This is a genomic window from Chitinophaga sp. sic0106 (assembly GCF_019219075.1).
Taxonomy (GTDB): Bacteria; Bacteroidota; Bacteroidia; order Chitinophagales; family Chitinophagaceae; genus Chitinophaga.
The window spans coordinates 100,684-125,480 of the sequence record NZ_JAHUWJ010000013.1 but is presented as its reverse complement, the minus strand read 5'-3'; the positions used below and the strand labels follow the sequence as shown (position 1 = coordinate 125,480).

Genomic DNA, 24,797 nt, shown 5'->3' with positions numbered 1-24,797 from the left:
GTAGTTGATTTGATTTTATCAGCCTGATGCCTTAAGCGACATCAGGCTTTTTTTTAATGCGCTGTGGATAATGTTTCCGGATGGCGGCTCACTCTTACCATCTGTAGCACTACAGACAAAATAATGCAGGCCAGGCCACCGTAAAATGCCGTATTGAGGTATTTATTTTCATGGAAGATGGCGAAGGCAAGAATAATGCTATACACCGGTTCCAGGTTGAAGCAGAGGTTTACTGTAAATGGTGATATTTTTTTGAGGGCGCTCATACTCAGCAGGTACATGCAAATGGTACATGCCCAGGAGAGAATGAGCAGGTACAGCCAGTCCATAGTCGATGGCAGCAGGCTGGCCACCGGAAACAGGTGGAGGTACAGTGGTGCGAAAACACTCAGTACCGCTAGTCCCGTTGTGAGTTCGTAGAAGGTGATGGTTTTGGTATCAAATCGTTTAATGAGGCGTTTATTGAATACCGTAAACAAGGCGGCAAACATAGCGGAGATAATACCCAGAATGATGCCGGTGCGGTATTGCGTATCAAAGTGGAAGATGAGCAGAATCCCTGCCAGGGTGAGCATACTAAGCAGCATTTCCACCGTATCAAAGCGGCGGCGGTTGATCAGCGGATCAAAGATGGCGGTAAACAGGCTGGTGAGCGAAAAGCATACCACGCCTATGGATACGTTGGCGTATTTAATGCTCCCATAGAAAAAGAGCCAGTGTAAGGCTACGATCACCCCTGTGCTGCCGATAGGTATGATATCTTTCCAAGGCAACTTTTTAAGGGCGCCCTGGTAGCGAAACAGGAAATACATGCTGATGCAGGTGATCAGAAGGCGATACCATACAAGCATTCCTTCGTTGAGGGTAATGAGTTTACCTAAAATACCGGTGAATCCAGCGAGGAATACCGAAAGATGGAGTTCGAGAAATGCTTTTTTCATGATGGGCCGCCGGGAGCGGGTTTGCAGTCCTGTGCAATGGGGTTGGTACCATTGCACAGGTGCTATACTAGTTACTTACTCTTTTCTTGTACTTGCGGAAGAGGCTTTGCCACTGGATTTTCAGTACGCCCAGCACACCTTCCTTGATGATGCCTTTACTCATTTTAGAGTAGCCTTCTTTACGATCCTTGAAGGTGATAGGCACTTCGGCTATTTTGAAGCCGAGTTTCCAGGCAGTGAATTTCATTTCTATCTGGAAGGCGTAGCCTACGAACTGGATCTGGTCGAGGTTGATGGCTTCCAGCACGGCGCTGGTATAGCACACAAAGCCTGCGGTAGGATCTTTAACAGGCATCCAGGTGATGAGTCCTACATAAATGGAGGCTCCTTTGGAAAGCACTGCTCTGTCCCATGGCCAGTTTTCAGTTTTACCGCCACTTACATAGCGGGAGCCTACGGATACGTCAGCACCGCCTTTGGCACAAGCGTCATAGAGGCGGATGAGGTCTTTCGGGTTATGGGAAAAGTCAGCATCCATTTCAAAAATGTAGCGGTAACCTTTTGCCATTGCCCATTTAAAGCCATGGATATAAGCCGTGCCAAGACCCAGTTTGCCGGTGCGCTCTTCAATGAAAAGTTCGCCGGAATGCTTGGTTTGCAACGATTTTACAATGGCGCCGGTACCATCCGGGGAGCCATCATCAACAATCAGGATATGAAAATCCTGCTGTAAGGAAAATACAGCGTCAATGATGTTCTGGATGTTATCCTTTTCATTGTACGTAGGTATTATGACAAGCTTTTCCAATTCAGCAGATAGTGTTTTTTGGACTGCGAAAATAGTTCAATTCGGCCGCAAGATAGAATGTTCTAAAAAAAGATTATATTTTTTTTAACATCATATTATAGTAGATCTCGGACAATTTCTGCTTTGTGTTCAGCGGAAAATCGGCTTTCATCATCCAGTCGTAGTACTGTGGTTCGGCTTTCAGCACTTCTCTCACGGCTCTGCCCTTGTATTTGCCAAAGTTGAAAACTTCCTGTCCGCCCTGCATCACTATTCTACGGGCAAAGTCCACATAATCTTCTTCTTTGGTGAAGGTGGCCAGGGAGTCGATATCGGATTGCAGTTGTTCGTAGCGGGTCAGTTGTGCTTCCAGGATTTCGTAGGTAGCCATGGCATCAGCTTCGGCGCTATGGGCATTTTCCAGCGTTTTATCGCAGTAAAACTTATAGGCGGCACCGAGGGTACGTTTTTCCATCAGGTGGAAAATACGCTGTACATCTACAAATTTGCGTTTATTGATATCAAATTCGATTTCCGCACGGAGGAACTCTTCCACCAGCAAGGGAATATCGAAACGATTGGAGTTGTAGCCTGCCAGGTCGCAGTTGTCCATAAACTGTTTCAGCTCATGGGCAGCCTGTTTAAAGGTAGGGCAGTCTTTCACATCCTCATCCTTGATGCCATGAATTGCTGTAGATCCTGCCGGAATAGGCATTCCTGGGTGAATGCGTTTTACTTTCGTTTGTATGGTTTTATCAGGAAATACTTTGATGATAGCAATTTCAATGATACGATCTGTGGCCACGTTTGTACCGGTGGTTTCCAGATCTATTACGGCCAGGGGCCTCTTGAGGAGCAAGGAAGACATTATATGTTTTTTAAATATTGTAAGATGTTATTTATCCAGCAGTCTGGCCAGTCCGTTAAAGTCGATACCGTCATAGGTACCGGAACTCATCAGGAGCAGGTTGGTATGATTATACTGCTGGGCATTCAGGAACGCTTCGAAAGCGGGCCTGTCGGTAAAGATATGTAGATCTTTTCTGCCAAAGCGGGACTTTACGAGTTCAGGGTCCAGATCCGGCATACGTTTGATCTCCAATGCGTGTTTGCTATAGAACACACCGGCAATATCAGCGGGTGCCATGGCGCCTTCGTACTGGGTTAAGAAATCGGCATTCAGGCTGCTATACGTATGGAGTTCCAGCACTGCAATGAGCTGGCGGTCGGGATATTGCTGTCGTACCGCCTCCATAGTGGCTTTCACCTTAGAGGGGGCATGGGCGAAATCACGATAAATAGCACTGCGTTCATTTTTAGCGATGAGTTCCAGTCGTTTAGCTGCACCTTTAAAGGTAGCGATGCCGGCGAGGAACTCCTCATCCGTAAGGCCCAGCTCATTGCAAACCAGTTTGGCGGCGTGCATATTCAGCAGGTTATGGCCACCGAAAACTTCCAGGTCGGCATAACCTTCATCAAAAAATACGCGGGTAACACCGTTACGGATCATGTGAATAGGCATGGTATACGGCACCAGCTTGAGGTGGCGGCCTTCGGCAGCTACCAGGTCGGAAAGTTCGGTATCGCTGCTGTTGTATATCAGCACGGCTCCTGCTTCCATCTGGCGGATGAAGATGGCGAACTGCTCTTTGTAAATTTCATACGTCGGGAACACGTTGATATGATCCCAGGCGATACCGGTGAGTACGGCTATCTGCGGGTGCAGGAAATGAAATTTGGGTCTTTTTTCGATGACGGAGGCAGGGTATTCATCTGCTTCACATACGATTACAGGGGCATCGGTGATGTTTACCGACTGGCTGAAACCTTCCAGTTTGGCGCCTACCAGGTAATCGAACTGTTTTTGGCTATGCTGCAGCACGTGCATGATCATGGCGGTGGTAGTGGTTTTACCATGACTACCGCCTACGGCTACACGGGTTTTATCTTTACTTTCCTGGTAAATGTACTCAGGGAAGGAGTAGATCTTCAGGTTCAGTTCACGGGCGCGGATGAGCTCCGGGTTATCTTCCCGGGCGTGCATCCCAAGGATTACAGCGTCTATATCCGGCGTGATGCGGGTGGCATCCCAGCCGAAGGAGGCAGGCAGTATACCGGCCTGGCGGAGGTTAGTGAGGGCGGGTTCATAGATCTCATCATCACTGCCGCTGACTGCATAGCCTTTGATTTTCAGGGCTATTGCCAGCTGGTGCATCACACTTCCTCCAATCGCAATAAAATGTACTTTTGTCATAGCGTCATTCAGGCCACTACCGGATATATAGTGTTGTTTTTTGTAATATATTTTTTATCTTTGCAAAATAACGTTACAAAAGACGATTAAAAAAGTGGTCGTATCATATTTCCTGTGAAAATTCGTTATAACTTATTTAAAACTCCCATCATGAAATCTTACTACAGAATTTTGGGCTGCACCGCTCTGTTTTTTATCTTTGCAGCTTTCTTAACTTCCTGTGCGACGCACCAGAAACTGGGTTGCCCGATGAGGGGAATGGGCATGGCTCCGGTTCCGCCCAGCACAGAACAAATAAAGCACTGCTAATCAGATGAATTGGAAACTGTTAACCAACGAGGAACAACTGCAGGTAATTAATGCTGCTTCTGCTGATCAGACGATTGTCATTTTCAAGCACAGCACCCGCTGCTCTATCAGTTCAATGGCCAAATCAAGGCTGGAACGCTCAGATGCGCCTCAGGGGGTAACATTTTACTACCTGGATCTGATTGCCAACAGATCCGTTTCCAACGCTATTGAGTCAATGTACAACGTACCTCATGAGTCTCCGCAGATATTACTGATCCGTAACGGCAAATGCATCTACGATGAAAGCCATAATGGTATCCGTATGGAAGACATCGTCAGCCACGCCGCGTAAGTATATTTCTTTATGATAGTATAAAGAATCCTGCTGTTAATACGGCAGGATTTTTTTTGCACTCTTTTTAGCGGGCCTTTGGCCTGCTAATAAGAGTGCTTTTGACGGGTACCGCAGGCACCCGTCAAAAGCACTCAACAATAAAAAAGCCTAGCTTTGCCTCATGAAACATCGTATAGTTGTAGCTGTTACAGGAGCAAGTGGCTCCATCTACGCGCGGCAGCTGCTCAGCAAGCTGGCAGCCAGCAGGGAACAGCTGGATGAAGTGGCAGTGGTACTTACAGAAAATGCCAAAACAGTATGGCAAACAGAACTCAATAACACCGCATACCAGGATATACCTTTTAAATGCTATACCCAGCAGGATTTTCATGCCCCCTTTGCTTCCGGCTCCGGCAGGTTTAACACCATGATCATCATCCCATGCTCCATGGGCACCCTGGGGCGTATTGCCACTGGCATCTCCAATGACCTGATCACCCGCGCCGCCGATGTAGTGCTGAAAGAAAGGCGTAGGTTGATTTGTGTAGTCCGGGAAACCCCTTATAACCTGTTACACATCAAAAATATGGAAGCGGTTACCCTTGCCGGCGGTATCATCTGCCCGGCCACACCTTCTTTCTACAGTCTTCCTGCTACCATTGAAGAAGTAGCTGCCACCGTAGTGGATCGTGTGCTGGACCTGGCAGGCATCGAAATTAATACCTACCGCTGGGGTAGTGATAGCAAAAGTAAAGGTGAATAACTATCTTCGTGCAGTTACATATCTTACTATATTATGCAGATCGCAATCATAAACGGCCCTAATCTGAACCTGCTGGGTAAAAGAGAGCCGGACATCTATGGCAGTGAATCTTTCGAGGATTACCTGGAGAAACTGAAAAAACTTTATCCACAGGTAGCGTTCAGCTACTGGCAAACCAATGCTGAAGGTGGAATTATCGATCAGCTGCACGCAGTGGGCTTTTCAGCAGATGGTATTCTGCTCAACGCTGGTGGCTATACGCATACTTCCGTTGCCATCAGAGATGCCATTGCGGCTATCAAAACGCCTGTGCTGGAAATTCATATCAGTAATATCCATGCCCGCGAAGAGTTCAGGCATAAATCTATGATTGCTCCTAAATGTGTGGGAAGTATTTGTGGATTGGGGATGAAGGGGTATCAGTTAGGAGTGGAGTATTTCTTATAGCTATATAGCGCTAATTATTTAACTGCGGGGAGTGCGGGGACTTTTGGTCACTGTACTCCCCGCAGGTTTTTACTGCCTGTATCGGCAGTTGGAAGCGATAAAAAACGAGGACCGGCAGGCCCTCGCTTTTGACACGGCGTTGTATGATATTATGCTTTCAGATAGTTGAAATTCGTTTTCGGCGTAATATTCAACAACGTCTGATAAATCAGCTGAATGGTATTTTCAATATCATCCTTTTTCACCATTTCCACGGTGGTGTGCATATAGCGCAGTGGTAAGCTGATAAGGGCAGATGGTGTACCATCGTTGGAATAAGCGAAAGCGTCGGTATCAGTACCGGTGCTGCGGCTTACCGCATGCAGCTGGTAAGGGATATCGTTTTTCTTTGCCGTTTTGATGATCAGGTCGCGCAGAATATTGTGTACTGCCGGGCCATAGGTAATGCTTGGACCAGCGCCGCATTTAATTTCACCTTCGATGTTTTTGTTGATCATCGGGGTAGTGGTATCATGCGTTACATCGGTGATGATAGCCACATCGGGTTTTATGCGTTTGGCAATCATTTCAGCGCCGCGGAGGCCTACTTCTTCCTGTACCGCATTTACGATATACAAGCCGAAAGGCAGTTCCTCTTTCTTTTCTTTCAGGAGGCGGGCTACTTCCGCGATCATGAAACCGCCGATGCGGTTATCGATGGCGCGACAAATAAAATAATCGTAGTTCAGCTCTTCGAATCCATCTTCAAAAGTACATACGCAGCCAACATGGATGCCGAGGTCTTCTACTTCCTTACGGGAGCGGGCGCCACAATCCAGGAAGATGTTGTCCACCTTAGGTTGCGGCTCTTTACCATCTGCACCACGGAGCCTGGTATGGATGGCTGGCCAGCCGAATACTGCTTTTACAATACCTTTTTCTGTATGGATATTCACTCTTTTAGAAGGAGCAATAGCCTGGTCAGAGCCACCATTGCGGATTACATATATCAGGCCTTCCGGGGAGATATAGTTGACGAACCAGGAGATCTCATCGGCATGGGCTTCAATTACTACCTTAAAAGGTGCCTTCGGATTGATGACGCCTACAACGGAGCCATAAGGGTCCACGATATGCTCGTCGATATAAGGCGTGATATACTTAAGCCATAATTTCTGTCCTTCCTTTTCAAATCCGGTAGGAGAAGGGTTGTTGAGGTAATCTTTCAGGAATGCAAGGGATTCCTTTGTGAGTATTGATTTCTGTTTCTTAGCCATAAGTTTCCAGATTTGTGATCGGACAAATGTAAATTATTTTGAGAAAAAGCAGACGTATCCTAAGTGCAGCAGTGCCGACAGCATCATAAAGCCGTCCAGTACTACATAATAGAGGTAATCGGAGTTATCCTGCCAGGCCTTGCGGGTAATGAGGGCGGTTGCAGCCACGGCAATCAGTAACGAGAGTATACCTGCGAAATCGCTGTAAGGGTAAAGGCCCAAAGCGGTGATCAGCGCCAGCAGGAGCGAGCCATAGTAGACTTTCCGTAGCTGCGCATTAGGCAGGTGCGTGATCAGGCTGCGAATACCGGCCTGTTTATCTTCTTCAATATCTCTGCGGTCAAACAAAATGCAGATGGCATAGATCAGCGCAAAGCGATGGAGTGTAAACAGGATGGCGGGTATTACCGGTGTATGGTCCGCAATGAGGGCTGGCAAAAGGGTAGTGACGTAGGTCCACACAAACGTGAGAAATAACGTCTTCCCGATTGCTATTTTACTTAACCACCGCAATGATTTATGTGGCACTTTAGGTGCTGAATAGAGAAACGTGAGGAATACGGCGCCGGCAATTTCGAGCCAGTGGGCCTTTAGCTGCCAGAAGTACCAGGCGGCACCGATGCCTGCCAGCACGCAAAGTGTCATCATGAGCCATCGGTTTCTGCCTCCCCAGCGCACCCTTTCGGAATGTGTATCGGGTGAGTCAGGGGTGAGGTACCAGTGGAAATTGTAGCTGCAGATGGTGGAGAATAATACGAACAGGTAATAATCTGTTTGCAGGTAATGGAGATCCAGCAGGTAGTTGGTTTGCCAGACCATTACCAGCGCACATATGGTAATGTAAACGGAGGTATATACGAAGAAGTTGAGCAGCTTTTGCACCATGCCTGTAGTTGTTTTTTCCGGGATAGCTCCTCCGCCAGAGGCCGGGGAGCTATCCCGGGGAAGCAGGGCCTGCTTCCCCGGGAAATCCGCGAATGATACTACAAAGGTATATTGCCGTGCTTTTTTCTTGGCATGTTTACCACTTTATTTTCAAGCATTTTAAATCCTTTGATGAGCTTCACCCTGGTCTGGGAGGGCTCCACTACCTCGTCGATATAGCCCTTTTCGGCCGCCAGGTAAGGGTTTGCGAACCTTTCGGTGTACTCATTAACGAGTTCATTCATGCGTGCTTCCGGATCGGGAGCGGCATCAATTTCTTTTTTATAAATGATCTCTACTGCCCCTTTGGCCCCCATTACAGCAATTTCTGCCTGTGGGAAAGCGAAGTTGAGGTCGGCGCCAATATGTTTGGAGTTCATTACGCAGTAAGCGCCGCCATAGGCTTTACGGGTGGTAACGGTGAGTTTTGGCACGGTAGCTTCGCTGAGCGCAAACAGCAGTTTGGCGCCATTGGTGATGATACCGTTCCATTCCTGGTCGGTGCCAGGCAAAAAGCCCGGTACGTCTACCAGCACCAGCAGCGGTACATTAAAGGCATCGCAGAAGCGGGTGAACCTGGCTCCTTTTACGGAAGCGTGGATGTCGAGCACGCCTGCCAGATGTGCTGGCTGATTGGCTACTATGCCAATGCTGCGCCCTGCAATGCGGGCAAAGCCTACGATAATGTTCTCTGCAAAGTCTTTGTGCACTTCGAAGAAGCTGTCGGCATCCGTTAATTCGGCAATCACCTCCTTCATGTCATAAGGCTGGTTAGGGTTGGCGGGGATCAGCGTGTTTAATTTCTCCCTGACCTCATTACCTAACGTATAAGGGTATACGGGCGCAGTTTCTTCGCAGTTTTGCGGGATATAGCTGAGTAAAGTACGGATGTTCTGGATACATTCCACCTCATTGGCACAGGCGAAATGGGTAACGCCGCTTTTAGTGGCGTGGGTTTGGGCACCGCCCAGCTCTTCGGAGGTCACTTCCTCATGTGTCACTGTTTTCACCACGTTAGGGCCGGTCACAAACATATAGGAGGTTTGTTCCACCATCAGGATGAAGTCAGTAATAGCGGGAGAATATACGGCGCCGCCGGCACATGGTCCCATGATAGCGCTGATCTGCGGTATCACGCCGGAAGCCCGGGTGTTGCGGTAAAAGATATCGGCATAGCCACCTAAGCTCACCACTCCTTCCTGGATACGTGCACCGCCACTGTCGTTAAGACCGATCACGGGAGCGCCGTTTTCCATGGCAAGGTCCATCACCTTACATATTTTGCGGGCATGTGGCTCTGACAAGCTACCACCATACACTGTAAAATCCTGAGAAAATACATATACCAGACGGCCGTTTATGGTGCCGTAGCCGGTTACCACGCCATCGCCGGGAAACTGTTCCTGTTCAGCGGTGATACCTTTGTTGCGGTTGGTCACCAGCATGTCCAGTTCCTCGAATGAACCTTCGTCCATGAGCAGTTGCAGCCTTTCGCGGGCAGTCAGTTTACCTTTTTTATGCTGGGAAGCAATTCTTACTTCACCGCCGCCTAACATGGCTTCGGCTATCCTGGTCTGTAGTTCTTCTATTTTGTTCATCGCGGAAATATATGGTGTACAAGGTGGTAATTTAAGGATAAAATAGACGCCGCAGGGAGGCAGCAGGAATATTTTTTCAGCGGGACATAAAAAAACGCCGCTGTGGAGCGGCGTTCCGGTATCTTAATAAATTTACAAGGATAACTTACTGCCGCTTGTAAAGTGGAATTTTGGTGGTCTGGATGGTATCGCTGATGTTACCTGCCCGGTCCTGGATAAATACTTCCATCCACAGGCTGTCAGGCCGTGTACCCGTATGTTCTACCCAGCGTACAAAGTCGATAGCTTCCAGCGTTACCTTCACCTGCGCACTTACGCTTTTGCCGGTATTCTGGCCGATATTGGGCATCGGCGCATTGGCCTGCTCCTCCAGGGTGGAAGGAATATGATAATGAATGGTATAAAAAATAGAGGAATCAATATCGCCGTCACCGTCTTTAACCCGGAAAATAGCCTCAAAAGATGTGGTGGTGGAATCTATGGAAGGCACAGAATACCCTTCGAATGATAAAATGGGTACGGGTCCATAGGAGTCCTTGTTACAGGCGCCTGCCATGGCTACGACCAGCAATAAAAACAGGAATTTCTTCATAAAACAAACCTACATTAATTTAAGTAATATACAAATATATCAGGGATGTCCGGGTACTGATGTACTAACGTTTTTTTAATCCAATTGTTACTTACTGCGGCTAAATTTATTCTTCTCCCTACCTTTGTGCTGTTTTAAAGTAACATTCAGATGAGCGGAGTATCAACGGACCAGATATTTTCTTTAACGCCGGAGGGCCTGGAAGCTACGGCGCTGGAGCTTTTTCATTTCCAGTACCTGACCAACCCTATCTATCGCGCCTACACGGATGCCATACATGTGCGCCCGGAACAGGTGAAAAGTATCCTTGACATCCCGTATCTGCCCATCCAGTTTTTTAAAACGCACCGGGTGGTATGTGGCATTTTTGAACCGGAGCTGATTTTTGAAAGCAGCGGTACCACACAAACTATCAACAGCAAGCACCTGGTGAAGTACAGCAGCGTGTATACAGAGAGCTTTATGACAGCTTTTGAAATGTTTTACGGGCCGGTAGAAGACTATGTGATTGTGGGACTATTGCCTTCCTACCTGGAGCGTCAACATTCCTCCCTGGTGCGCATGGTGCAGGAGATGATTGCACGCAGCGGTAAACCGGAGAGTGGTTTTTATCTCTATGAACATGAAAAACTCCAACAGGAGCTCCAAAGCCTGAACGCACGCAAACAAAAGGTGCTCCTGATAGGCGTTACTTTCGGCTTACTGGATTTCGCAGAGAGATATGAACTGCAGCTGGACCATACCATCGTAATGGAAACCGGAGGCATGAAGGGACGCCGGGAAGAATGGACCCGCCAGGAAGTACACCAATACCTCAAAGAGCGTTTGGGCGTTGACGTGATCCATGCAGAATACGGCATGACCGAACTCTTATCACAGGCCTATTCCAAAGGCAACGGCCTGTTTATGACTCCCCCCTGGATGAAAATCCTGCTGCGGGATGAAAATGATCCTTTCGACCTCCGCGCCACCAAAGGCGCCGGCGTTATTAACGTCATTGACCTCGCTAATATCCATTCCTGCGCCTTTATAGCCACAGATGATATCGGGAAAATACATGATGACGGCCAGTTTGAAGTGCTTGGCCGACTCGATAACTCCGCCCTCAGAGGCTGCAGCCTCATGGTCAGTTAAAGTTGTTTTATTGTAAAAAATTTTAATGTAAATTGCCCGGGTTATAATTCCTATGCCTATGAAACGGGTGATCCTATTACTCGTGTGTACCCTCGTGGTGGTACAGACCCATGCCCAGCAAACGCTTTTCAGAAAAGTGAAAGCCAGCTTCCGCCATCTTACGGAAAACCATAAAGACACCTTTCAGCTGGACGATGGTCCTTACGAGCGGCCTTTTGTCAACACCGGCAAAACCACGCCCCAGCTGGTGATTGCCGGGGAGGAAAGCGCGCAGGTGGATTCGGTATACCCTTTTGATATTTCCATTTACCAGCAGATAGTTGCCGTGAAGGCGGGCGATAGCAGCGAACAGGACATAACGGTGCTGTACAGCAGCGAGCGGCCGTATGTGGGAGTATTGATAGATAATAAAGCAAATGGGGCACGTTATCAGTATTTCGCTGACTTCGTACATGCGTCACGGTTAAGTATGACTGCTATCAACAGTGTGGGAAGCGGAGAAAAGGGGAAGCTGGACCTTGAGGCCGTAAGTCCGGTGTATCCTGGCGAGGCGGATTACCTGGAGCGGCTGCATAAAACAGGGCGCACAGCCGAAATTGCCGGAATTTTATGTGAGGAATATGCTTTTGATGCCGGTACGCTGGCGGATACAAGCGGAACCGCCATTTTGGTTAGTGCCCATACCTGGCTGCCTGCTAAGCTGCACGAACTTTTTGGTGGTTATATCCACATCCCTGAGCCTTACCGCCAGCAACTGAGTGAAAAGGAGGTATCACCACTGGCAATGCCATTGGCAGCAGAGCTGCTTTATAGCGACGGAACGGTAGTGTCTACCAGTACCACCACTATCATACTGGCAGAACCCAGGAATGTACGCACGGCAGATATTCTTATTCCTGTAAAGCGCCATTCATAGCTACCTGCAACAGTGCCGGCAGTTTGGCCGGATTGTGCATGATGGTAACCAGCGCCGGCATATAAGGAAAGCTGTGGTGATCCATCCCGAACCTGTTCAGGAGGTAAACATCCAGCTGTTCCGGAGAGGTATGGCCCTGGATGTAGTCGCCCAGATAAAAGAGAAAACGCTGCTGTTCCTGTTCAGTGAGCAAAACGAGCGCTACTTTATCTTTCAAAGACTGATGCTGTTGATTGCGGAAAATGGCGAGGGCCTTTTGCAGTTGGTCGGGAGTAAGCTCCAGGCCTGCTTTGGGGAGCAACTGGGTGCAGAAGTAGTCCACGGCAATGTCATCAAAAAAGCCACCGCCGCTGTCAGTGCCGGGCTCATTGTGCCAGGTGGCCCATTCGATAAAATCTTCCCGGGAAATATCGTTGCGCAGCAATGCCTGCAGTTGATGAACCATACCCGCTCTGGTAGGAGTGGTATCTGCCGCATGGCCCATTTCGGTAACTACCTGCTCATAGAAGTCCTCATTCACCGCGCGGGCAGCTTCGATCACGACCTGGGTCACCTCTCGATCTGCCAGTGTAGTGGCAGGCTGAACAGGAGCTATGTCTGAAAATACTTCCGCTTTTGTTTTGAGTCCGCGCAGGTAATCCTTCACCAGTGCAACAAAGAAGGTGGAAGTTACAGGAGGCGTTTGATTATTCATGGCCTGATAAATTAGTTTTAGCAATTCACCTGAAACTACCCGTAAGGTATAGTATATGGATGTACGTTATATCTCATTATCCGGATTAACTACAGCTGAAATTCCGGTTACTGTCGACCAAAAATAGGATAAATATGATTATTAACATTTTTTTGCAAGGGGGTGCAAACTAAAACCTTTAAATTTCCGTAAGCTATCTACGACAGGATCTCTATAAAACAGGTTAATATGTCGGGAACAGCGTTAAATATGAACGTAGAAAAGGCAAATCCTACTTTATCTCCGAAAGATTGGGTGAAACGATATGCGGATGATTTCTTCCGCTTTGCCATGACAAGGGTCAACGATAAAATTATTGCACAGGACCTGGTACAGGACACCTTTTTATCGGCCTTACAGGCGGCGAAGCAGTTTAAGGGGGAAAGCAGTGAGCGTAACTGGCTGATGGCCATCCTGAAGCATAAAATTATAGACCACTATCGCAATCAGGGAAAGGTGGGTAACCTGCTGAGCCTGGAAGATGAGGGAAACTTTTTTGATGAGAAAGGCCACTGGCGTAAGGATGCCCAACCACAGCGCTGGCCGGATGACTGGCAAACGCCGGGAGAGCAGGGAGAGTTTCTGAAGATTCTCCAGGCCTGCATCCATAAGCTGAACGGACTTGGACAGGCGGTGATTAACCTGAAATACATCGAAGAAAAAAATACCAAAGAAATTTGTAAGGAATTATCGATAACAGCGTCTAACTACTGGGTGCTGATGCACAGGGCTAAGCTGCACCTTCGCAGCTGCCTGGATAAAAACTGGTTAAAGTAATGGATATACGGCCACCATGTTGTAAGGACGCTACTTTGCTTGCGGAAAGGCGACTTCAGAATTTCAAGCTGCCATTTTGGGATCAGGTAGGGTTGCGGGTGCATCTCTTGTATTGCAGGTACTGCCGCAGATTTGTGAAGCAGAGCAGGATAATAGCAGCGGCTGCGGCGAAAATGCAGCAGCATGAAAGCTTTACCCTCGACCCGGCCGTTAAGGCCGGATGGGAAGCTGCCATCTCCCGTAAATTAGATCAATAGAAACTATTGCCGTATAGGCTCCTGGATATTTATCTATTTTTATTGTTAGGAATCCTTATTTAATCTGTAATTCATCATTAAATCCTCCGATCATGGAAAACAAAAAAATCAGCAAAAAAGTACTTTTTAGTGGTTCCCTGGTGGCTGGCGCTATTATGGGGCTTACGGCCTTCGCCAATGCTAACCCGGTTAACTATACGGATATGGGCAATGGCGTTGCGGTAAGAACTGCGCTCACAGGTGTTACTAACCATGTTAATAGTATTGAATTGTCATGCGGTGCTACCAAAGATTCTACCATGAAATCCAAGGAAGGCAAGTGCGGAGAGGGTAAATGCGGTGAGGGTAAATGTGGCGGAAAAAAAGGTAGTAAAGACAAAGGTAAAACCAAAGACAAAGGCAAGAAAGGCAAAGATTCTACCAGCACAGGTAATTAATCATTTCCGGGAGGATGCTTCCTTTTCCATGCATCCTCCTTTTTTTCTTACTCCTAAATTTCCCGCTATGGTAGGTATTGGATTCAGAAGAGATTTTGCGGAAGCACTGTTAAGCAGTGATCAGATACGGCCGGATTTTATTGAATTTGCACCGGAAAACTGGATGGATATTGGTGGTTACTGGAAAAAGCAACTGCGTAAAGCGGTGGAGAAATATCCGGTATTGTGTCATGGCCTTTCCTTGTCCATCGGGAGTCCTGAGCCGCTGAATCTGGATTTTCTCCGCTATGTAAAATCGTTTTTAGCCGAGTACCAGGTGCAGTTGTATTCGGAGCACCTGAGTTATTCCAAATGTGATAATGCGCATATGTACGACCTGTTGCCGATTCCTTTCCGTAAGGATGCGGTGGTGCATATTGCGGAGCGTATTCAGCAGGTGCAGGATTACCTGCAACGGCCATTGGTCATGGAAATCGTATCCTATTACACACCGGTGGCGGCGGAAATGAGTGAAGTGGATTTTATCAGGGAGATAGTAAAGGCCAGCGGTTGTCAGTTGCTGCTGGACGTTAATAATATCTATGTGAATGCCTTTAACCATGGGTATAATGCCCAGGAATTTATCAGCCAGCTGCCATTGGAGCAGGTGGCGTACATTCATATGGCGGGGCATGAGCAGGTGGCGCCCGATCTGATTATAGATACGCACGGGCAGCCGATTATCGATCCGGTGTATGACCTGTTTGAATGGACCATCCAGCGCCTGCAGCCTGTACCAGTACTATTGGAGCGCGATTATAACATTCCACAGCTGGCGGAGCTGAACGGAGAACTGCAACGATTGAAAAATATTTGTCACTCTCATTGGCAGCAACAATATGAAACTGTCGGCTGATACCTATAAGATCCAGCAGGATTTTTCTCATTTTATCCGCACGGGAAAGGCGGTGCGCATACCCGGGGTCAACCCTGCGGCTATGGCCCACTACCGGCGGCTGGTGTACAACGTAGTGAAGGATGCTTTGGAAACCGGCTATCCTATTGCTTTTGCGAATTTACCTCGCAGGAAATGGGACAGCATGGTGTATAATTTTTTCAGTACGCATGCCTGTACTGCTTACCAGGTGTGGAAATTGCCGTTGGATTTTTATACCTGTGCGGTAGAAAACAGTTGGGAGGAACGCTATGATATTCCGTATCTGCCGGATTTATTAAGTTTTGAATGGGCGGAGATGGAATTGTACAATATGGAAGATGTGGCACCACCGGCTTATCTGCCGGAGGGGGACTGGTTATTGGATACAATTGTGTTTAACCCGGAGCAGCGGTTATTACATCTTAAATATCCGGTACATCAGGAAACTTGCCGCAGGAAGCTATTACAGCAGGCGGGTGCTTATTTTGTGCTGGTATATCGCATGCCGGATACCGGCGATATTCATTTTACCGGGTTATCGCCCTGGCTGGCGTTTGTAGTGGAACAATTGCTGGCGGGTATAACGTTGACGGATATACTGGAATATGCGCCTCAGTTGAATATTGTGGTGAATAATAATTTACAGGGAGATACGATTGCTTTTTTGCAGCATTTGCAGGAAAAGCAGGTAGTACTCGGATTTATAAAGCATTAGCTGTGTTACTGGGGAATCGCCTTGGGCGATTCCCCAGTAACACAAAGACCACTGCCTCCGGCAGTGGTCTTTGTGTTACTATAATTGCGTATGTATGGCTAATGATGCTTTAGGTAGATGCAAATTTTCATTCAGTAAACTTTTCTCATCATAATCTCCATTGGGTACTGAATAATACGGGATGGTGGCCGTGGTATCCAGGGTGGATAATCTCTCTTTTAATTCTTCTATAGATTTATTGACATCGGTTTCACTGATGTGGTTGGCGCTATGCACCAGGAACGGGGGCAGGGCGGCCATGCCTGTATACCACATGATGCCGTGGTGGATGGGGAAGAGCAGGTCGTGGATATTGCCATGGATGCCTCTGTTGGTAAAGGTATTGACATCGCCGCCGGTGGTAATCAGGAGCATTCCTTTTTTACCGGCCAGCTTACCGCCGCCATAGCGCTGGCCGGTGCCGTAACCGAAGCCGTTGGTATATACGCGGTCGAACCAGCCTTTTAAAATGGCGGGCATGCTGAACCACCATAGCGGGAATTGGTAGATGACCAGGTCGGCCCAGAGTACCTTTTCCTGTTCAGCGGTGATATCAGGCGACTGCTGTTGCTGGTGATATGCTTCTTTGGCGGCTTGTGCCACGATGAGTCGCTGACTGTTGTTGTATTGGAGGAAATCGCCCCCGTCGGCCTGCGACTTCCATTGTTGCTGGTAGAGGTCGGACACGATTACCTGGTGACCGGCGGCTTCCAGGAATCCGACAGCAGCATTTTTAAGGGTGCCATTGAGTGAGCGGGGCTCGGGATGGGCAAATACTATGAGAATGTTCATAAATGTATATCTTTGAGAGTGTAAAATTGTACAATTATTATGTTTGTTTTATTGGATGATTTTACCATAATTTTGAATAAAATTGCCTTTCGATGTACAGGAACAATATTTTTCAGCCTTTTGAGATCAGGGAATTGGTGACGGATGAGTGTCCGATGGAGGCGCATTTGCATAACTTTTTTGAATTGGTATTTATTGTGGAGGGGACTGGTGTGCAGCGGGTGAATGAGAATAGGTTTACCTATGGGCCGGGGCATTTGTTTTTGCTGACGCCGGCGGATAGTCATTCTTTCGCGGTAGCGGAAAAGACGCATTTTTTCTTTTTGCGTTTCACGGATATCTACATTAAGGAGTTGACTGACCGTAAATCATGGGTGCAGCAAATGGAGTTTATATTGCATCATGCAGGGCATGCGCCGGGCTGCATTTTGCATTTATCGTCTGACAAGCCGATGGTGCAGCATTTAGTGGAAGCGTTGCAGCGGGAGTATCATGGGGAGGCGCTATACAGGCAGGAGATTATTTGTCAGCTGGTAAATACGCTGATTGCGATTGTAGCGAGGAATATTGCGCTGCGTTTGCCAGCCACGTTGCCGCAGCAGGCGGACCGTACGTTCCAGGATATTGTACATTATATACAATCCAATATTTACGAGCCCGGGAAGTTGAAAGCGGAGCTGATGGCCGACCAGGTCGGTGTTTCTGTAAATTACCTGGGACGTTATTTTAAGAAGCATGCCGGTAAGAGCATGCAGGATTATATAATGCAGTATAAGCTGAAGCTGGTAGAAACGAGGCTGCTGCATAGCAGTATGCGTATCAATGAAATTGCCTGGGAGTTAAACTTTGCTGATGAGAGCCATTTAACGCGTTTGTTTAAGAAGCATAACGGGCTGAATCCATCTGCATTTCGTAAGCAGAAAGTGAAAGTAGAATTTTCAAATTGCTAATATTTTTGTCTTTATAGTTTTAGTTATTGTTTTGATAATAATATTGTCAGTAAAGGGTTTTGTTGTTTAATGTGCTGAAAAAATATTTTGTAGTTCTGTTAGGAATACTAAATTTGTTAGTATATTTATTACGACTAAAACTTTTATACGATGCTTAGTTATTTGAGAAAGTTATTGATAAAGTGGCTGTTGCCTGAAATGGTGGAAGAAAAGGATTCCTGGTTAATAGGTAATCCTGCCCCCGGTCCTGCTGTTTTGACCGGCAAAGCAGCGGAAGAATTCATAGCACAATTACGAAATGGAAAGCCTTTGGATGAGAAGAAGCTAAGGGATATTCGGGAGGCGAAAGAGTTTTTTGACTCCATCCGTGTATAGCTTTATTGTTTAAACATAGGTTGCAATTGTTTTGTAGCTGTTTGTTACCTCTTTACCCAGTTCCTTCTTGATTTTGGCAAATGTTAACCCACTGTAAATAATTATTATGCAGTTTAGACCATTGTCATTAGTAAAGCTGGAAGATATTAATCAGCTCAAATCATTCGATTGTGGAGATGAAATACTCAATACTTTTCTGACAGAGAAGGCATTGGAGTACCATAAATCTCATCTGGCAACTACATATATATTGCAAAGTGAGCAGCAAATAGTGGCTTACTTCAGTATTTTTTGTGATTGTCTTAGAATTAGGAAGGAGGATTTTCCTTCCGGCTCTTCGTACAAAAAGTTTCTTGCAGACCTATTGGTGCACCCGAAGCGGCATCACAGAGAACTGCCTGCCATAAAGATTGGACGGCTGGCAGTTTCAAAAAAATTGCAAACGGGTGGTATGGGAAGAAGGATTGTCGATTATGTGATTGCATTAGCAATCCATCAAAATGCTATCTGTGCTTGCAAAGTTGTTGTAGTGGATGCTTACCGGGAATCTATTTCGTTTTATGAAAAATTAGGCTTTAAGTTCGTGTCGGCATTGGATGCAGATGGACGCACACGTTTGATGTATTTTGATCTGGCACCGGAAAAGCAGGTAATTTAATGGATTTTGTAGGTGAGAAAGAATGGTTAATTCATTTCAGAAGTTCGGTTTCCGGCCTCCATGGCGGTAGGCTAGTCGTATATTTCCAATTGCTCCGGCAACTTGGCCTCATAGCCTTGTTGGTGCAGCATAGCGGCTATCTTCTGAAATGAATTGCGATTGAGACTGCCCAAGAGGTTACCGGCTCCTTGCCTCCCCCCGCAACACCAACATCTCCCCAATCATACAAACTACATACCCTAACAAACTACCCACCCCGTAACACACGAGATCACTCCATTGAAAACCATAACCCAGTATCAGGCCAAAAGGAAACGTATGCCGTACATGATCCAGCCAGGGTGTATCAATCAATTGCTGCAATTCTATGCAAACGCAAAAAATAAAGCCCCAGCTCACGACCTTCCACAACCGGACGCCGGGAAAGAAAAAGCGTAAGCCAAATACAACAAAGGTGGCGTAGAATATATCGCCGCCGTATATACGCAGTAACGGCGGAAACGCGCAATCAGGGTCGCGGGTGGCCAGCCCCAGCCACATTGTAAGGGGTATAAGTGTCGCGTAAAGTACTCGTAGCGTAGTGTTTCGGGACATAGTGGGCCAAATGTACCAATAATATTCCCCATTGACGTAGTAATGTAGTACTCGATAAATATGATCCCAGCACTGATTCTGATACATTTGCGGCGAACCTTCTTTCTTATTACTCACTGTAAAAATTCCCTTATGAAAGCAAATCTATTCAGTTTGTTTTTCCTGCTGTGCTGTCTGTTGACAGCCAGCGCACAAACACCTTTCAGAGTAGTGGGCTACATGCCGTCCTGGGCCGGAAGTGTAAGTGCTGTGCAATACAGCAAATTAACCCATGTCAATTATGCATTCCTGTTACCCACTGCAACAGGAGGCCTGCAGGCAATTGAAAATCCAAGCAAATTGCAAAGCCTTGTTACTACTGCACATGCAAACAATGTAAAAGTGCTGATCTCCGTAGGCGGCTGGAACGATGGTAACGACAGCGGCTTCGAGGGCCTCGCTGCCAACGCTACCTATCGCACCAATTTTGTCAATAACATGGTCAACTTCGTGAACCAGTATAACCTGGATGGGGTGGATATCGACTGGGAATATCCAGACGCAGGCGCCTCTGCCAATAATTATATTTCCCTGATGACGCAGTTAAGCACCGCCATGCACAACCAGGGCAAGCTGCTCACCGGCGCGCTGGTGGGCACAGGAGGAGCCAGTATCCTCAGCAGCGCTTTCGCACTGGTGGACTACTACACCCTCATGGCTTATGATTATAATAGTTTTGACCACTCTACCTATACCTACGCTACACAGTCGGTAAACTACTGGCTGGGCCGCGGCATGCCCGCCTCCAAACTGGTACTGGGCGTGCCGTTTTATGGCCGCCCTACCTGGGAGTCCTATGCGCAGCTGCTGGCCAGGGGCGCCAGTCCTAATGCGGACGTGTTTGACAACGTAGGTTACAACGGTATTCCTACCATCAAAGCAAAAACTAACCTGGCCTTTGATCAGGGCAGTGGCGTCATGATCTGGGAGCTTTCCCAGGACGCTACCGGCGCCAATTCCCTGCTGTCCGCCATTCATGAAGTGGTAGTGGCCCGCAGCGGTGGCGGTGGAAATCCGGCTCCCATCGGTAAAGTGATCACCCTGCGTGGTAATAACAACTTGTATGTAAGCGGCGAAAACGGTACTACCGCCATGACCTGCAACCGCGCCACCTATGGCAGCTGGGAACAGTTTTCTGTACTGGATGGCGGCAACGGCAAAATAGCGCTTCGCTCCATGGCCAAATATGTATCGTCTGAAAATGGCACCCAGCCAATGAATGCCAACCGTACCACTTCACAGGACTGGGAGAAATTTACCTGGGTAGCTAACAGTAATGGCACTATTTCACTCAGGGCCAGCAACAATTTATATGTGAGCTCTGAGAATGGCGCCGCCCCCATGAATGCCAACCGCGCTACGGCCGGCGGCTGGGAATCCTTTAATTACACGGTGGTAGGTAATGTGGTAGGTTCCATAATCGCACAAACTACCGGCCTGAATGAAAAAACATCCGCCGTTACACTGTCGGCTATGTCAACCGAAGCGGCAGGTAAGCCAGCAATTACTAACTTCAGCGCCTATCCGAACCCGGTGGCTGCAGGAGGTAATATTTTCGTAAAAGTGCCGGATTATAACAGTAAATCGCCTGTTAAGGCAGTGCTCCTCAGCGCTGGCCGGCAGGCAGTAGTGCAGCAGCAGGAAACCAGCGGCAGCTTCTCCGTGAAGGTAGCCAGCGTGCCTGCCGGAACTTACTTTCTGGAAGTGAGTCATAACGGTAAAGTATACACGCAAAAAATAATAGTTCAATAGCCTTTCTTTAATCCCAGCAGGTACAGGCCCTCCCATGTGGAGGGCTTGTGCATTTACGGAACTATGCAGCATCGCTATACTGTTATCTCTCCCTGAAAACAAAAGCTGTTTTTCACTTTTTTATTGTAGCCATATCCCTGCAAGAATGTCCCCCGCTTCCTGTAGATTGCTGAAAATTCTGCACACATGAAACTATCCCAGGCCATATTAGTTGGCGTACTCTCTTGCGCAGTAGGCGCAGGAGCGACCTATTTCCTTATGAAAGAAGATATTAAGCATCACTATGAACCAGATCCTGTAGTCACCATCGAAGGAGTGGACCTGCATCCAGCCACCGCCAAAACGTATATCCAGAATTATGGCAGGAGGGTTACACCTATTCATGGGTATGTGCATGATAGCATTACGGGGCAGTGGAATGGTCAGGATAGTATTGCCGATACCCGTTGTGTATGGTTTCCTGTAGCAGAAATAGCCCAGATGGATTCTATTCTTCACAGCTCCGACAGCTTGTCTGGCATCCGGATTTACCTGGCCGCCTACAACGACAATTACCACGAGCAGGGACAAAATTTCGAAGCCATCCCTCCGGAAAAATACTGGAACAAAACCACCCTCATCATGGTGGCCACCCACGATTCCGCTGTAGTGGTGAATGGCCACAACAGGAAAATCCATGTCGATTACCTGCCGGCAGACGCCAGTGGTAAGCTGGTGAAGGGGAAAACTATCCTGCGTAGTGTTACCCCGGAAAATAAAGGGGAGTTATGTCCTCCGGGCGACTGCCCACTTGAAGGTGCCCTGCTGCTGGCAACGGAATAAAAATATTACATGCTCTTCACCGTTAATACCACGATTGAACTCATTTGCTTCCTGGTGGCGTGTGTTTGTCTACATCGCGACAAATCCGCCGCCTGGAGGCTCATGATTCCTTACCTGGCCCTTGTTTGCCTGACCGAAATAACGGGGATCTACCTCCGTAAACACCTGCACGTCAGCAATACCTGGCTATATAATGTATATCAGTATCTGGAGCTGACCGTTATCTGGTCCTTTCTGTACTTTAACCTCAAGCCGTATGTAACGTCCAATAAATGGTATTATATCATCCTGGCTGGGTTGTGGGTGATATTTATAACGGAAACGTATATACGCGGGTGGAACGTATTTGCGAATATTTCTGCCTCAGTGATGTCGATAGTATTTATTATTACTTCCCTGTACTACTTTTTGCTGGTGATCAGGGATGAGGCATACCTGCAACTCAGTACGCATGCGCCTTTCTGGTGGGTGAGCGGCACCTTGCTCTATTATTTTGGCAGTACGGCTTCCAATGTATTTTTCGACTTCCTCATATCCGGTGCTATTATGAGTTTGCCGTTTCCGCTGCGTTACATAGTTTTCAATATTCTGAATGTATTGTTATATTGCTGTTGGTCATACTCGTTCTTATGCAGATTTCGTCAAAGGAATTCCTCTTCCTCTTTAGTCTGATAACCATTATTTTTCTCATCGCCCCGTTATTCCTGATATTTTATATCTCCCTGTATAACAAGCGAAAGAAGAAGTATATGGAAGAAAAGGAGGAGCTTAAAAAAGCGTTTGAGCATGAGCTGCTGAAATCGCAGATGGAGGTGAGGGAGCAAACGTTGCAAACCATTGCGCTGGATCTACATGATAATATTGGGCAGTTGCTGGGGCTTACCATTATGACTTTGAGTGCGGTGAACCTGGATGACAGGGAAAAGGCCCAGGAAAAGATCGGTGCGGCCGAGGAATTTGCCAAGCGCTCCGTGAAGGAGGTGAGGGCGCTGGCCCGCCTGCTGCATGGAGAAGAGCAGATCAATCGTGGTCTGGTGGCGGCCATAGCCCTGGAACTGGAGTGGATGGAAAAAGCCCGGCAATACCAGGTGGTTTATAGCCACAATGTGCCGGAAATCCCTGTTAGCAAGGATAAGGAAACGATGCTATACCGGCTGTTTCAGGAGTCGCTCAATAATATTTTCCGGCATGCGCAGGCAAAGGAAATTCGTATTAATTTAGATTATAGTCACCAGCGGCTGCTGCTCTCTATTTCCGATGATGGTATTGGGTTTAATGTAAACGAAGTGCTGAAGCAACAGAAGGGCATGGGTTTGCATAATCTGCATAAGAGAGCGGGGATGATCGGGGGAGAAGCTAATATTCACTCTGTCCCGGGTGCCGGTACCCAGGTCGCCATTTCAATTCCTTACATATAACCATGAATACTTCCCAACCGATTCCCATAGCGATTATTGACGATCACACCCTGTTTAGACAAGGGTTGATAAGTTTGCTTTCTGAATTTCCTGAGTTAGACATTATATTCGAAGCGTCCGATGGCCGGGATATGCAGCAGCGCTTCTCTTCCGCGCGCGCTGTTCCGGAGGTAATCCTTATGGATATAACCATGCCCGTTATGGATGGCTTTGCCGCAACTGCATGGGTGAGGCAGCACTATCCGGAAATGCATATCCTGGCGCTCTCCATGCGGGAAGATGATAAAGCAATCATCCGTATGCTACGCAGCGGTGCTGGCGGGTATCTGCTGAAAGAATCCAAGGCCCTGGAAGTGCTCAATGCCATCAAAACCATTCGGGAGCATGGACACTTTTTGAACGACCTTGTGACCCTGCGACTGCTGCGTAACCTGCAAAATAATGCTACCAGTGGCGCCGGACTGGAGTTAAGCAACAATGAGCTGAAATTCCTGCAGTTATGCTGCTCAGAGCTGACTTATAAGGAAATTGCAGACCAGATGAACCTGAGTCCACATACCATAGATAACTACCGCCAGGAAATTTTTCAGCGGTTCCATATAAAATCACGGACAGGATTAGTTTTATTTGCGCTGCGGAATGAGTTAATTTCGCTCTGACCTATATTTAAGCGTACTATAAAACTGATTGCACGTATGAATAAACTGCCCGACGTATTCCCGCAGTTGACTACAGACCGTTTGCTATTGGAGCCGGTAACAATGGACATGCTCGAGGACATTTACTTCCTTTTCACGGATCCGCATGTGGTAAGATTTTACCATGTACAACCTTTTTCTACCATGGGCAAAGCTATGGAGCTGATTCGTCATTATCACAAAGCCTTTAAGGAAAAAGAAGGGGTTCGCTGGGCTATGATACTCCAGGGCAGCCGCCAGGTAATTGGTACCATTGGCTTACATCAGTTTAATCCCAGCAACCGGGCCGCTTTTAGTTTTGATATTTCCAGCAACTGGTGGAAAAAGGGCTTTATGACGGAGGCTATGCATGCGGTGCTGCATTACGCCTATCAGGAGTTGGAGCTGCATCGTGTACAGGCCGAAGTGGTAAATCTGAAATCAGATGTAACGGCTATCCTGGATCTATTTGGCTTTGTAAAAGAAGGGCTGTTGCGGGATTGGCAACGCCGTGGTGATATGTATGAGGATATGCACGTGTATGCGTTACTGAAAGCAGAGTATGGAAGATAGCACATTGCTATAGGCGCTGGGCGAAGAGCCTGGTGG

Annotated in this window: 30 protein-coding genes; 19 read left to right on the top strand and 11 right to left on the bottom strand. The window is 47.5% G+C overall.

All coding sequences use genetic code 11. The annotated features are described in order from the left end of the window. Positions 1 to 53: 53 nt before the first annotated feature. The 4 genes from KW844_RS19135 to murC form a co-directional block, all read right to left on the bottom strand. Positions 54 to 941: a DMT family transporter gene (locus tag KW844_RS19135; protein ID WP_218378389.1), complete on the bottom strand. Its 888-nt coding sequence runs from the start codon at positions 939 to 941 to the stop codon at positions 54 to 56. 67 nt (positions 942 to 1,008) lie between these two features. Then, entirely contained in the window at positions 1,009 to 1,749 is a 741-nt protein-coding gene (locus tag KW844_RS19130) for a polyprenol monophosphomannose synthase (RefSeq protein ID WP_218378388.1), read from the bottom strand. Positions 1,750 to 1,822: 73 nt separating this feature from the next. Next, complete coding sequence (locus tag KW844_RS19125; protein WP_218378387.1) at positions 1,823 to 2,596, bottom strand: 3'-5' exonuclease; 774 nt, start codon at positions 2,594 to 2,596, stop codon at positions 1,823 to 1,825. Positions 2,597 to 2,623: 27 nt separating this feature from the next. Beyond that, the gene (gene murC, locus KW844_RS19120; protein WP_218378386.1) at positions 2,624 to 3,982 is read right to left on the bottom strand and encodes a UDP-N-acetylmuramate--L-alanine ligase; all 1,359 of its coding nucleotides are present in this window, start codon (positions 3,980 to 3,982) and stop codon (positions 2,624 to 2,626) included. A gap of 313 nt (positions 3,983 to 4,295) precedes the next feature. Here murC and ytxJ point away from each other — a divergent pair, with 313 nt between their 5' ends. From ytxJ to aroQ, 3 genes are all read left to right on the top strand, one after another. Then, positions 4,296 to 4,625: a bacillithiol system redox-active protein YtxJ gene (gene ytxJ, locus KW844_RS19115; RefSeq protein WP_218378385.1), complete on the top strand. Its 330-nt coding sequence runs from the start codon at positions 4,296 to 4,298 to the stop codon at positions 4,623 to 4,625. Positions 4,626 to 4,788: 163 nt separating this feature from the next. Next, positions 4,789 to 5,370: a UbiX family flavin prenyltransferase gene (locus tag KW844_RS19110; protein ID WP_218378384.1), complete on the top strand. Its 582-nt coding sequence runs from the start codon at positions 4,789 to 4,791 to the stop codon at positions 5,368 to 5,370. Positions 5,371 to 5,403: 33 nt separating this feature from the next. Further along, entirely contained in the window at positions 5,404 to 5,817 is a 414-nt protein-coding gene (aroQ, locus tag KW844_RS19105) for a type II 3-dehydroquinate dehydratase (RefSeq protein ID WP_218378383.1), read from the top strand. A gap of 149 nt (positions 5,818 to 5,966) precedes the next feature. Here aroQ and KW844_RS19100 read toward each other — a convergent pair whose 3' ends face one another. The 4 genes from KW844_RS19100 to KW844_RS19085 form a co-directional block, all read right to left on the bottom strand. Then, on the bottom strand, positions 5,967 to 7,073 hold the full coding sequence (locus KW844_RS19100) for a M42 family metallopeptidase (protein ID WP_218378382.1): 1,107 nt from the start codon (positions 7,071 to 7,073) through the stop codon (positions 5,967 to 5,969). A gap of 33 nt (positions 7,074 to 7,106) precedes the next feature. Next, positions 7,107 to 7,958 (bottom strand): UbiA family prenyltransferase, encoded by an 852-nt coding sequence (locus tag KW844_RS19095; RefSeq protein WP_218378381.1) that lies wholly within the window; start codon positions 7,956 to 7,958, stop codon positions 7,107 to 7,109. Between the two features lie 98 nt (positions 7,959 to 8,056). After that, complete coding sequence (locus tag KW844_RS19090; RefSeq protein ID WP_218378380.1) at positions 8,057 to 9,595, bottom strand: acyl-CoA carboxylase subunit beta; 1,539 nt, start codon at positions 9,593 to 9,595, stop codon at positions 8,057 to 8,059. A gap of 145 nt (positions 9,596 to 9,740) precedes the next feature. Continuing rightward, positions 9,741 to 10,187, bottom strand: a complete 447-nt coding sequence (locus KW844_RS19085; RefSeq protein ID WP_218378379.1) for a hypothetical protein — start codon at positions 10,185 to 10,187, stop codon at positions 9,741 to 9,743. Between the two features lie 150 nt (positions 10,188 to 10,337). Here KW844_RS19085 and KW844_RS19080 point away from each other — a divergent pair, with 150 nt between their 5' ends. Continuing rightward, positions 10,338 to 11,321: an acyl transferase gene (locus KW844_RS19080; protein ID WP_218378378.1), complete on the top strand. Its 984-nt coding sequence runs from the start codon at positions 10,338 to 10,340 to the stop codon at positions 11,319 to 11,321. 58 nt (positions 11,322 to 11,379) lie between these two features. Then, positions 11,380 to 12,237 carry a hypothetical protein gene (locus tag KW844_RS19075; protein ID WP_218378377.1) on the top strand — a complete coding sequence of 286 codons (858 nt, stop codon included), beginning with the start codon at positions 11,380 to 11,382 and terminating at the stop codon, positions 12,235 to 12,237. Here the strand turns inward: KW844_RS19075 and KW844_RS19070 are convergent. Next, positions 12,212 to 12,931 carry a hypothetical protein gene (locus KW844_RS19070; protein ID WP_218378376.1) on the bottom strand — a complete coding sequence of 240 codons (720 nt, stop codon included), beginning with the start codon at positions 12,929 to 12,931 and terminating at the stop codon, positions 12,212 to 12,214. The two genes, KW844_RS19075 and KW844_RS19070, sit on opposite strands and share 26 nt — an antisense overlap. A gap of 228 nt (positions 12,932 to 13,159) precedes the next feature. Here KW844_RS19070 and KW844_RS19065 point away from each other — a divergent pair, with 228 nt between their 5' ends. From KW844_RS19065 to KW844_RS19045, 5 genes are all read left to right on the top strand, one after another. Next, complete coding sequence (locus tag KW844_RS19065) at positions 13,160 to 13,747, top strand: sigma-70 family RNA polymerase sigma factor (protein WP_218378375.1); 588 nt, start codon at positions 13,160 to 13,162, stop codon at positions 13,745 to 13,747. After that, the gene (locus KW844_RS19060) at positions 13,747 to 14,004 is read left to right on the top strand and encodes a hypothetical protein (protein ID WP_218378374.1); all 258 of its coding nucleotides are present in this window, start codon (positions 13,747 to 13,749) and stop codon (positions 14,002 to 14,004) included. Before KW844_RS19065 ends, KW844_RS19060 begins: the two co-directional genes overlap by 1 nt. 92 nt (positions 14,005 to 14,096) lie before the next feature. Beyond that, on the top strand, positions 14,097 to 14,441 hold the full coding sequence (locus KW844_RS19055; protein ID WP_218378373.1) for a hypothetical protein: 345 nt from the start codon (positions 14,097 to 14,099) through the stop codon (positions 14,439 to 14,441). A 67-nt stretch (positions 14,442 to 14,508) separates the two neighbouring features. After that, positions 14,509 to 15,336, top strand: a complete 828-nt coding sequence (locus tag KW844_RS19050) for a DUF692 domain-containing protein (RefSeq protein ID WP_218378372.1) — start codon at positions 14,509 to 14,511, stop codon at positions 15,334 to 15,336. Continuing rightward, entirely contained in the window at positions 15,320 to 16,072 is a 753-nt protein-coding gene (locus KW844_RS19045; RefSeq protein ID WP_218378371.1) for a DUF2063 domain-containing protein, read from the top strand. Before KW844_RS19050 ends, KW844_RS19045 begins: the two co-directional genes overlap by 17 nt. 78 nt (positions 16,073 to 16,150) lie before the next feature. Here the strand turns inward: KW844_RS19045 and KW844_RS19040 are convergent, their stop codons facing one another. Continuing rightward, positions 16,151 to 16,903 carry an NAD(P)H-dependent oxidoreductase gene (locus KW844_RS19040; RefSeq protein WP_218378370.1) on the bottom strand — a complete coding sequence of 251 codons (753 nt, stop codon included), beginning with the start codon at positions 16,901 to 16,903 and terminating at the stop codon, positions 16,151 to 16,153. A 92-nt stretch (positions 16,904 to 16,995) separates the two neighbouring features. Here KW844_RS19040 and KW844_RS19035 point away from each other — a divergent pair, with 92 nt between their 5' ends. From KW844_RS19035 to KW844_RS19025, 3 genes are all read left to right on the top strand, one after another. Next, positions 16,996 to 17,853 carry an AraC family transcriptional regulator gene (locus KW844_RS19035; RefSeq protein WP_218378369.1) on the top strand — a complete coding sequence of 286 codons (858 nt, stop codon included), beginning with the start codon at positions 16,996 to 16,998 and terminating at the stop codon, positions 17,851 to 17,853. A 150-nt stretch (positions 17,854 to 18,003) separates the two neighbouring features. Then, positions 18,004 to 18,228: a hypothetical protein gene (locus tag KW844_RS19030; protein ID WP_218378368.1), complete on the top strand. Its 225-nt coding sequence runs from the start codon at positions 18,004 to 18,006 to the stop codon at positions 18,226 to 18,228. Positions 18,229 to 18,334: 106 nt separating this feature from the next. Further along, on the top strand, positions 18,335 to 18,886 hold the full coding sequence (locus KW844_RS19025; protein WP_218378367.1) for a GNAT family N-acetyltransferase: 552 nt from the start codon (positions 18,335 to 18,337) through the stop codon (positions 18,884 to 18,886). Between the two features lie 177 nt (positions 18,887 to 19,063). Here the strand turns inward: KW844_RS19025 and KW844_RS19020 are convergent, their stop codons facing one another. Further along, complete coding sequence (locus KW844_RS19020; RefSeq protein WP_218378366.1) at positions 19,064 to 19,426, bottom strand: DUF2809 domain-containing protein; 363 nt, start codon at positions 19,424 to 19,426, stop codon at positions 19,064 to 19,066. 186 nt (positions 19,427 to 19,612) lie between these two features. Between KW844_RS19020 and KW844_RS19015 the strand changes: the two genes are divergently transcribed. From KW844_RS19015 to KW844_RS18990, 6 genes are all read left to right on the top strand, one after another. Further along, the gene (locus KW844_RS19015) at positions 19,613 to 21,271 is read left to right on the top strand and encodes a glycosyl hydrolase family 18 protein (RefSeq protein WP_218378365.1); all 1,659 of its coding nucleotides are present in this window, start codon (positions 19,613 to 19,615) and stop codon (positions 21,269 to 21,271) included. A gap of 186 nt (positions 21,272 to 21,457) precedes the next feature. Continuing rightward, on the top strand, positions 21,458 to 22,093 hold the full coding sequence (locus tag KW844_RS19010; RefSeq protein ID WP_218378364.1) for a hypothetical protein: 636 nt from the start codon (positions 21,458 to 21,460) through the stop codon (positions 22,091 to 22,093). Positions 22,094 to 22,102: 9 nt separating this feature from the next. After that, a complete protein-coding gene (locus KW844_RS19005) occupies positions 22,103 to 22,765 on the top strand; it encodes a hypothetical protein (protein WP_218378363.1) in 663 nt (220 codons plus the stop codon). Next, a complete protein-coding gene (locus KW844_RS19000) occupies positions 22,723 to 23,511 on the top strand; it encodes a sensor histidine kinase (protein ID WP_218378362.1) in 789 nt (262 codons plus the stop codon). The genes KW844_RS19005 and KW844_RS19000 overlap by 43 nt, the downstream gene beginning before the upstream one ends. 2 nt (positions 23,512 to 23,513) lie before the next feature. Further along, entirely contained in the window at positions 23,514 to 24,170 is a 657-nt protein-coding gene (locus KW844_RS18995) for a response regulator transcription factor (RefSeq protein WP_218378361.1), read from the top strand. Positions 24,171 to 24,206: 36 nt separating this feature from the next. Then, complete coding sequence (locus KW844_RS18990) at positions 24,207 to 24,761, top strand: GNAT family N-acetyltransferase (RefSeq protein ID WP_218378360.1); 555 nt, start codon at positions 24,207 to 24,209, stop codon at positions 24,759 to 24,761. Positions 24,762 to 24,797 lie beyond the last annotated feature (36 nt).

Bases quoted from the DNA above. Each gene is read 5' to 3' on its own strand.
- KW844_RS19135 (WP_218378389.1), bottom strand. From the start codon at position 941: ATGAAAAAAGCATTTCTCGAACTCCATCTTTCGGTATTCCTCGCTGGA.
- KW844_RS19125 (WP_218378387.1), bottom strand. From the start codon at position 2,596: ATGTCTTCCTTGCTCCTCAAGAGGCCCCTGGCCGTAATAGATCTGGAA.
- murC (WP_218378386.1), bottom strand. From the start codon at position 3,982: ATGACAAAAGTACATTTTATTGCGATTGGAGGAAGTGTGATGCACCAG.
- ytxJ (WP_218378385.1), top strand. From the start codon at position 4,296: ATGAATTGGAAACTGTTAACCAACGAGGAACAACTGCAGGTAATTAAT.
- KW844_RS19110 (WP_218378384.1), top strand. From the start codon at position 4,789: ATGAAACATCGTATAGTTGTAGCTGTTACAGGAGCAAGTGGCTCCATC.
- aroQ (WP_218378383.1), top strand. From the start codon at position 5,404: ATGCAGATCGCAATCATAAACGGCCCTAATCTGAACCTGCTGGGTAAA.
- KW844_RS19100 (WP_218378382.1), bottom strand. From the start codon at position 7,073: ATGGCTAAGAAACAGAAATCAATACTCACAAAGGAATCCCTTGCATTC.
- KW844_RS19095 (WP_218378381.1), bottom strand. From the start codon at position 7,958: ATGGTGCAAAAGCTGCTCAACTTCTTCGTATATACCTCCGTTTACATT.
- KW844_RS19090 (WP_218378380.1), bottom strand. From the start codon at position 9,595: ATGAACAAAATAGAAGAACTACAGACCAGGATAGCCGAAGCCATGTTA.
- KW844_RS19085 (WP_218378379.1), bottom strand. From the start codon at position 10,187: ATGAAGAAATTCCTGTTTTTATTGCTGGTCGTAGCCATGGCAGGCGCC.
- KW844_RS19080 (WP_218378378.1), top strand. From the start codon at position 10,338: ATGAGCGGAGTATCAACGGACCAGATATTTTCTTTAACGCCGGAGGGC.
- KW844_RS19075 (WP_218378377.1), top strand. From the start codon at position 11,380: ATGAAACGGGTGATCCTATTACTCGTGTGTACCCTCGTGGTGGTACAG.
- KW844_RS19070 (WP_218378376.1), bottom strand. From the start codon at position 12,931: ATGAATAATCAAACGCCTCCTGTAACTTCCACCTTCTTTGTTGCACTG.
- KW844_RS19065 (WP_218378375.1), top strand. From the start codon at position 13,160: ATGTCGGGAACAGCGTTAAATATGAACGTAGAAAAGGCAAATCCTACT.
- KW844_RS19060 (WP_218378374.1), top strand. From the start codon at position 13,747: ATGGATATACGGCCACCATGTTGTAAGGACGCTACTTTGCTTGCGGAA.
- KW844_RS19055 (WP_218378373.1), top strand. From the start codon at position 14,097: ATGGAAAACAAAAAAATCAGCAAAAAAGTACTTTTTAGTGGTTCCCTG.
- KW844_RS19050 (WP_218378372.1), top strand. From the start codon at position 14,509: ATGGTAGGTATTGGATTCAGAAGAGATTTTGCGGAAGCACTGTTAAGC.
- KW844_RS19045 (WP_218378371.1), top strand. From the start codon at position 15,320: ATGAAACTGTCGGCTGATACCTATAAGATCCAGCAGGATTTTTCTCAT.
- KW844_RS19040 (WP_218378370.1), bottom strand. From the start codon at position 16,903: ATGAACATTCTCATAGTATTTGCCCATCCCGAGCCCCGCTCACTCAAT.
- KW844_RS19035 (WP_218378369.1), top strand. From the start codon at position 16,996: ATGTACAGGAACAATATTTTTCAGCCTTTTGAGATCAGGGAATTGGTG.
- KW844_RS19030 (WP_218378368.1), top strand. From the start codon at position 18,004: ATGCTTAGTTATTTGAGAAAGTTATTGATAAAGTGGCTGTTGCCTGAA.
- KW844_RS19025 (WP_218378367.1), top strand. From the start codon at position 18,335: ATGCAGTTTAGACCATTGTCATTAGTAAAGCTGGAAGATATTAATCAG.
- KW844_RS19020 (WP_218378366.1), bottom strand. From the start codon at position 19,426: ATGTGGCTGGGGCTGGCCACCCGCGACCCTGATTGCGCGTTTCCGCCG.
- KW844_RS19015 (WP_218378365.1), top strand. From the start codon at position 19,613: ATGAAAGCAAATCTATTCAGTTTGTTTTTCCTGCTGTGCTGTCTGTTG.
- KW844_RS19010 (WP_218378364.1), top strand. From the start codon at position 21,458: ATGAAACTATCCCAGGCCATATTAGTTGGCGTACTCTCTTGCGCAGTA.
- KW844_RS19005 (WP_218378363.1), top strand. From the start codon at position 22,103: ATGCTCTTCACCGTTAATACCACGATTGAACTCATTTGCTTCCTGGTG.
- KW844_RS19000 (WP_218378362.1), top strand. From the start codon at position 22,723: ATGCAGATTTCGTCAAAGGAATTCCTCTTCCTCTTTAGTCTGATAACC.
- KW844_RS18995 (WP_218378361.1), top strand. From the start codon at position 23,514: ATGAATACTTCCCAACCGATTCCCATAGCGATTATTGACGATCACACC.
- KW844_RS18990 (WP_218378360.1), top strand. From the start codon at position 24,207: ATGAATAAACTGCCCGACGTATTCCCGCAGTTGACTACAGACCGTTTG.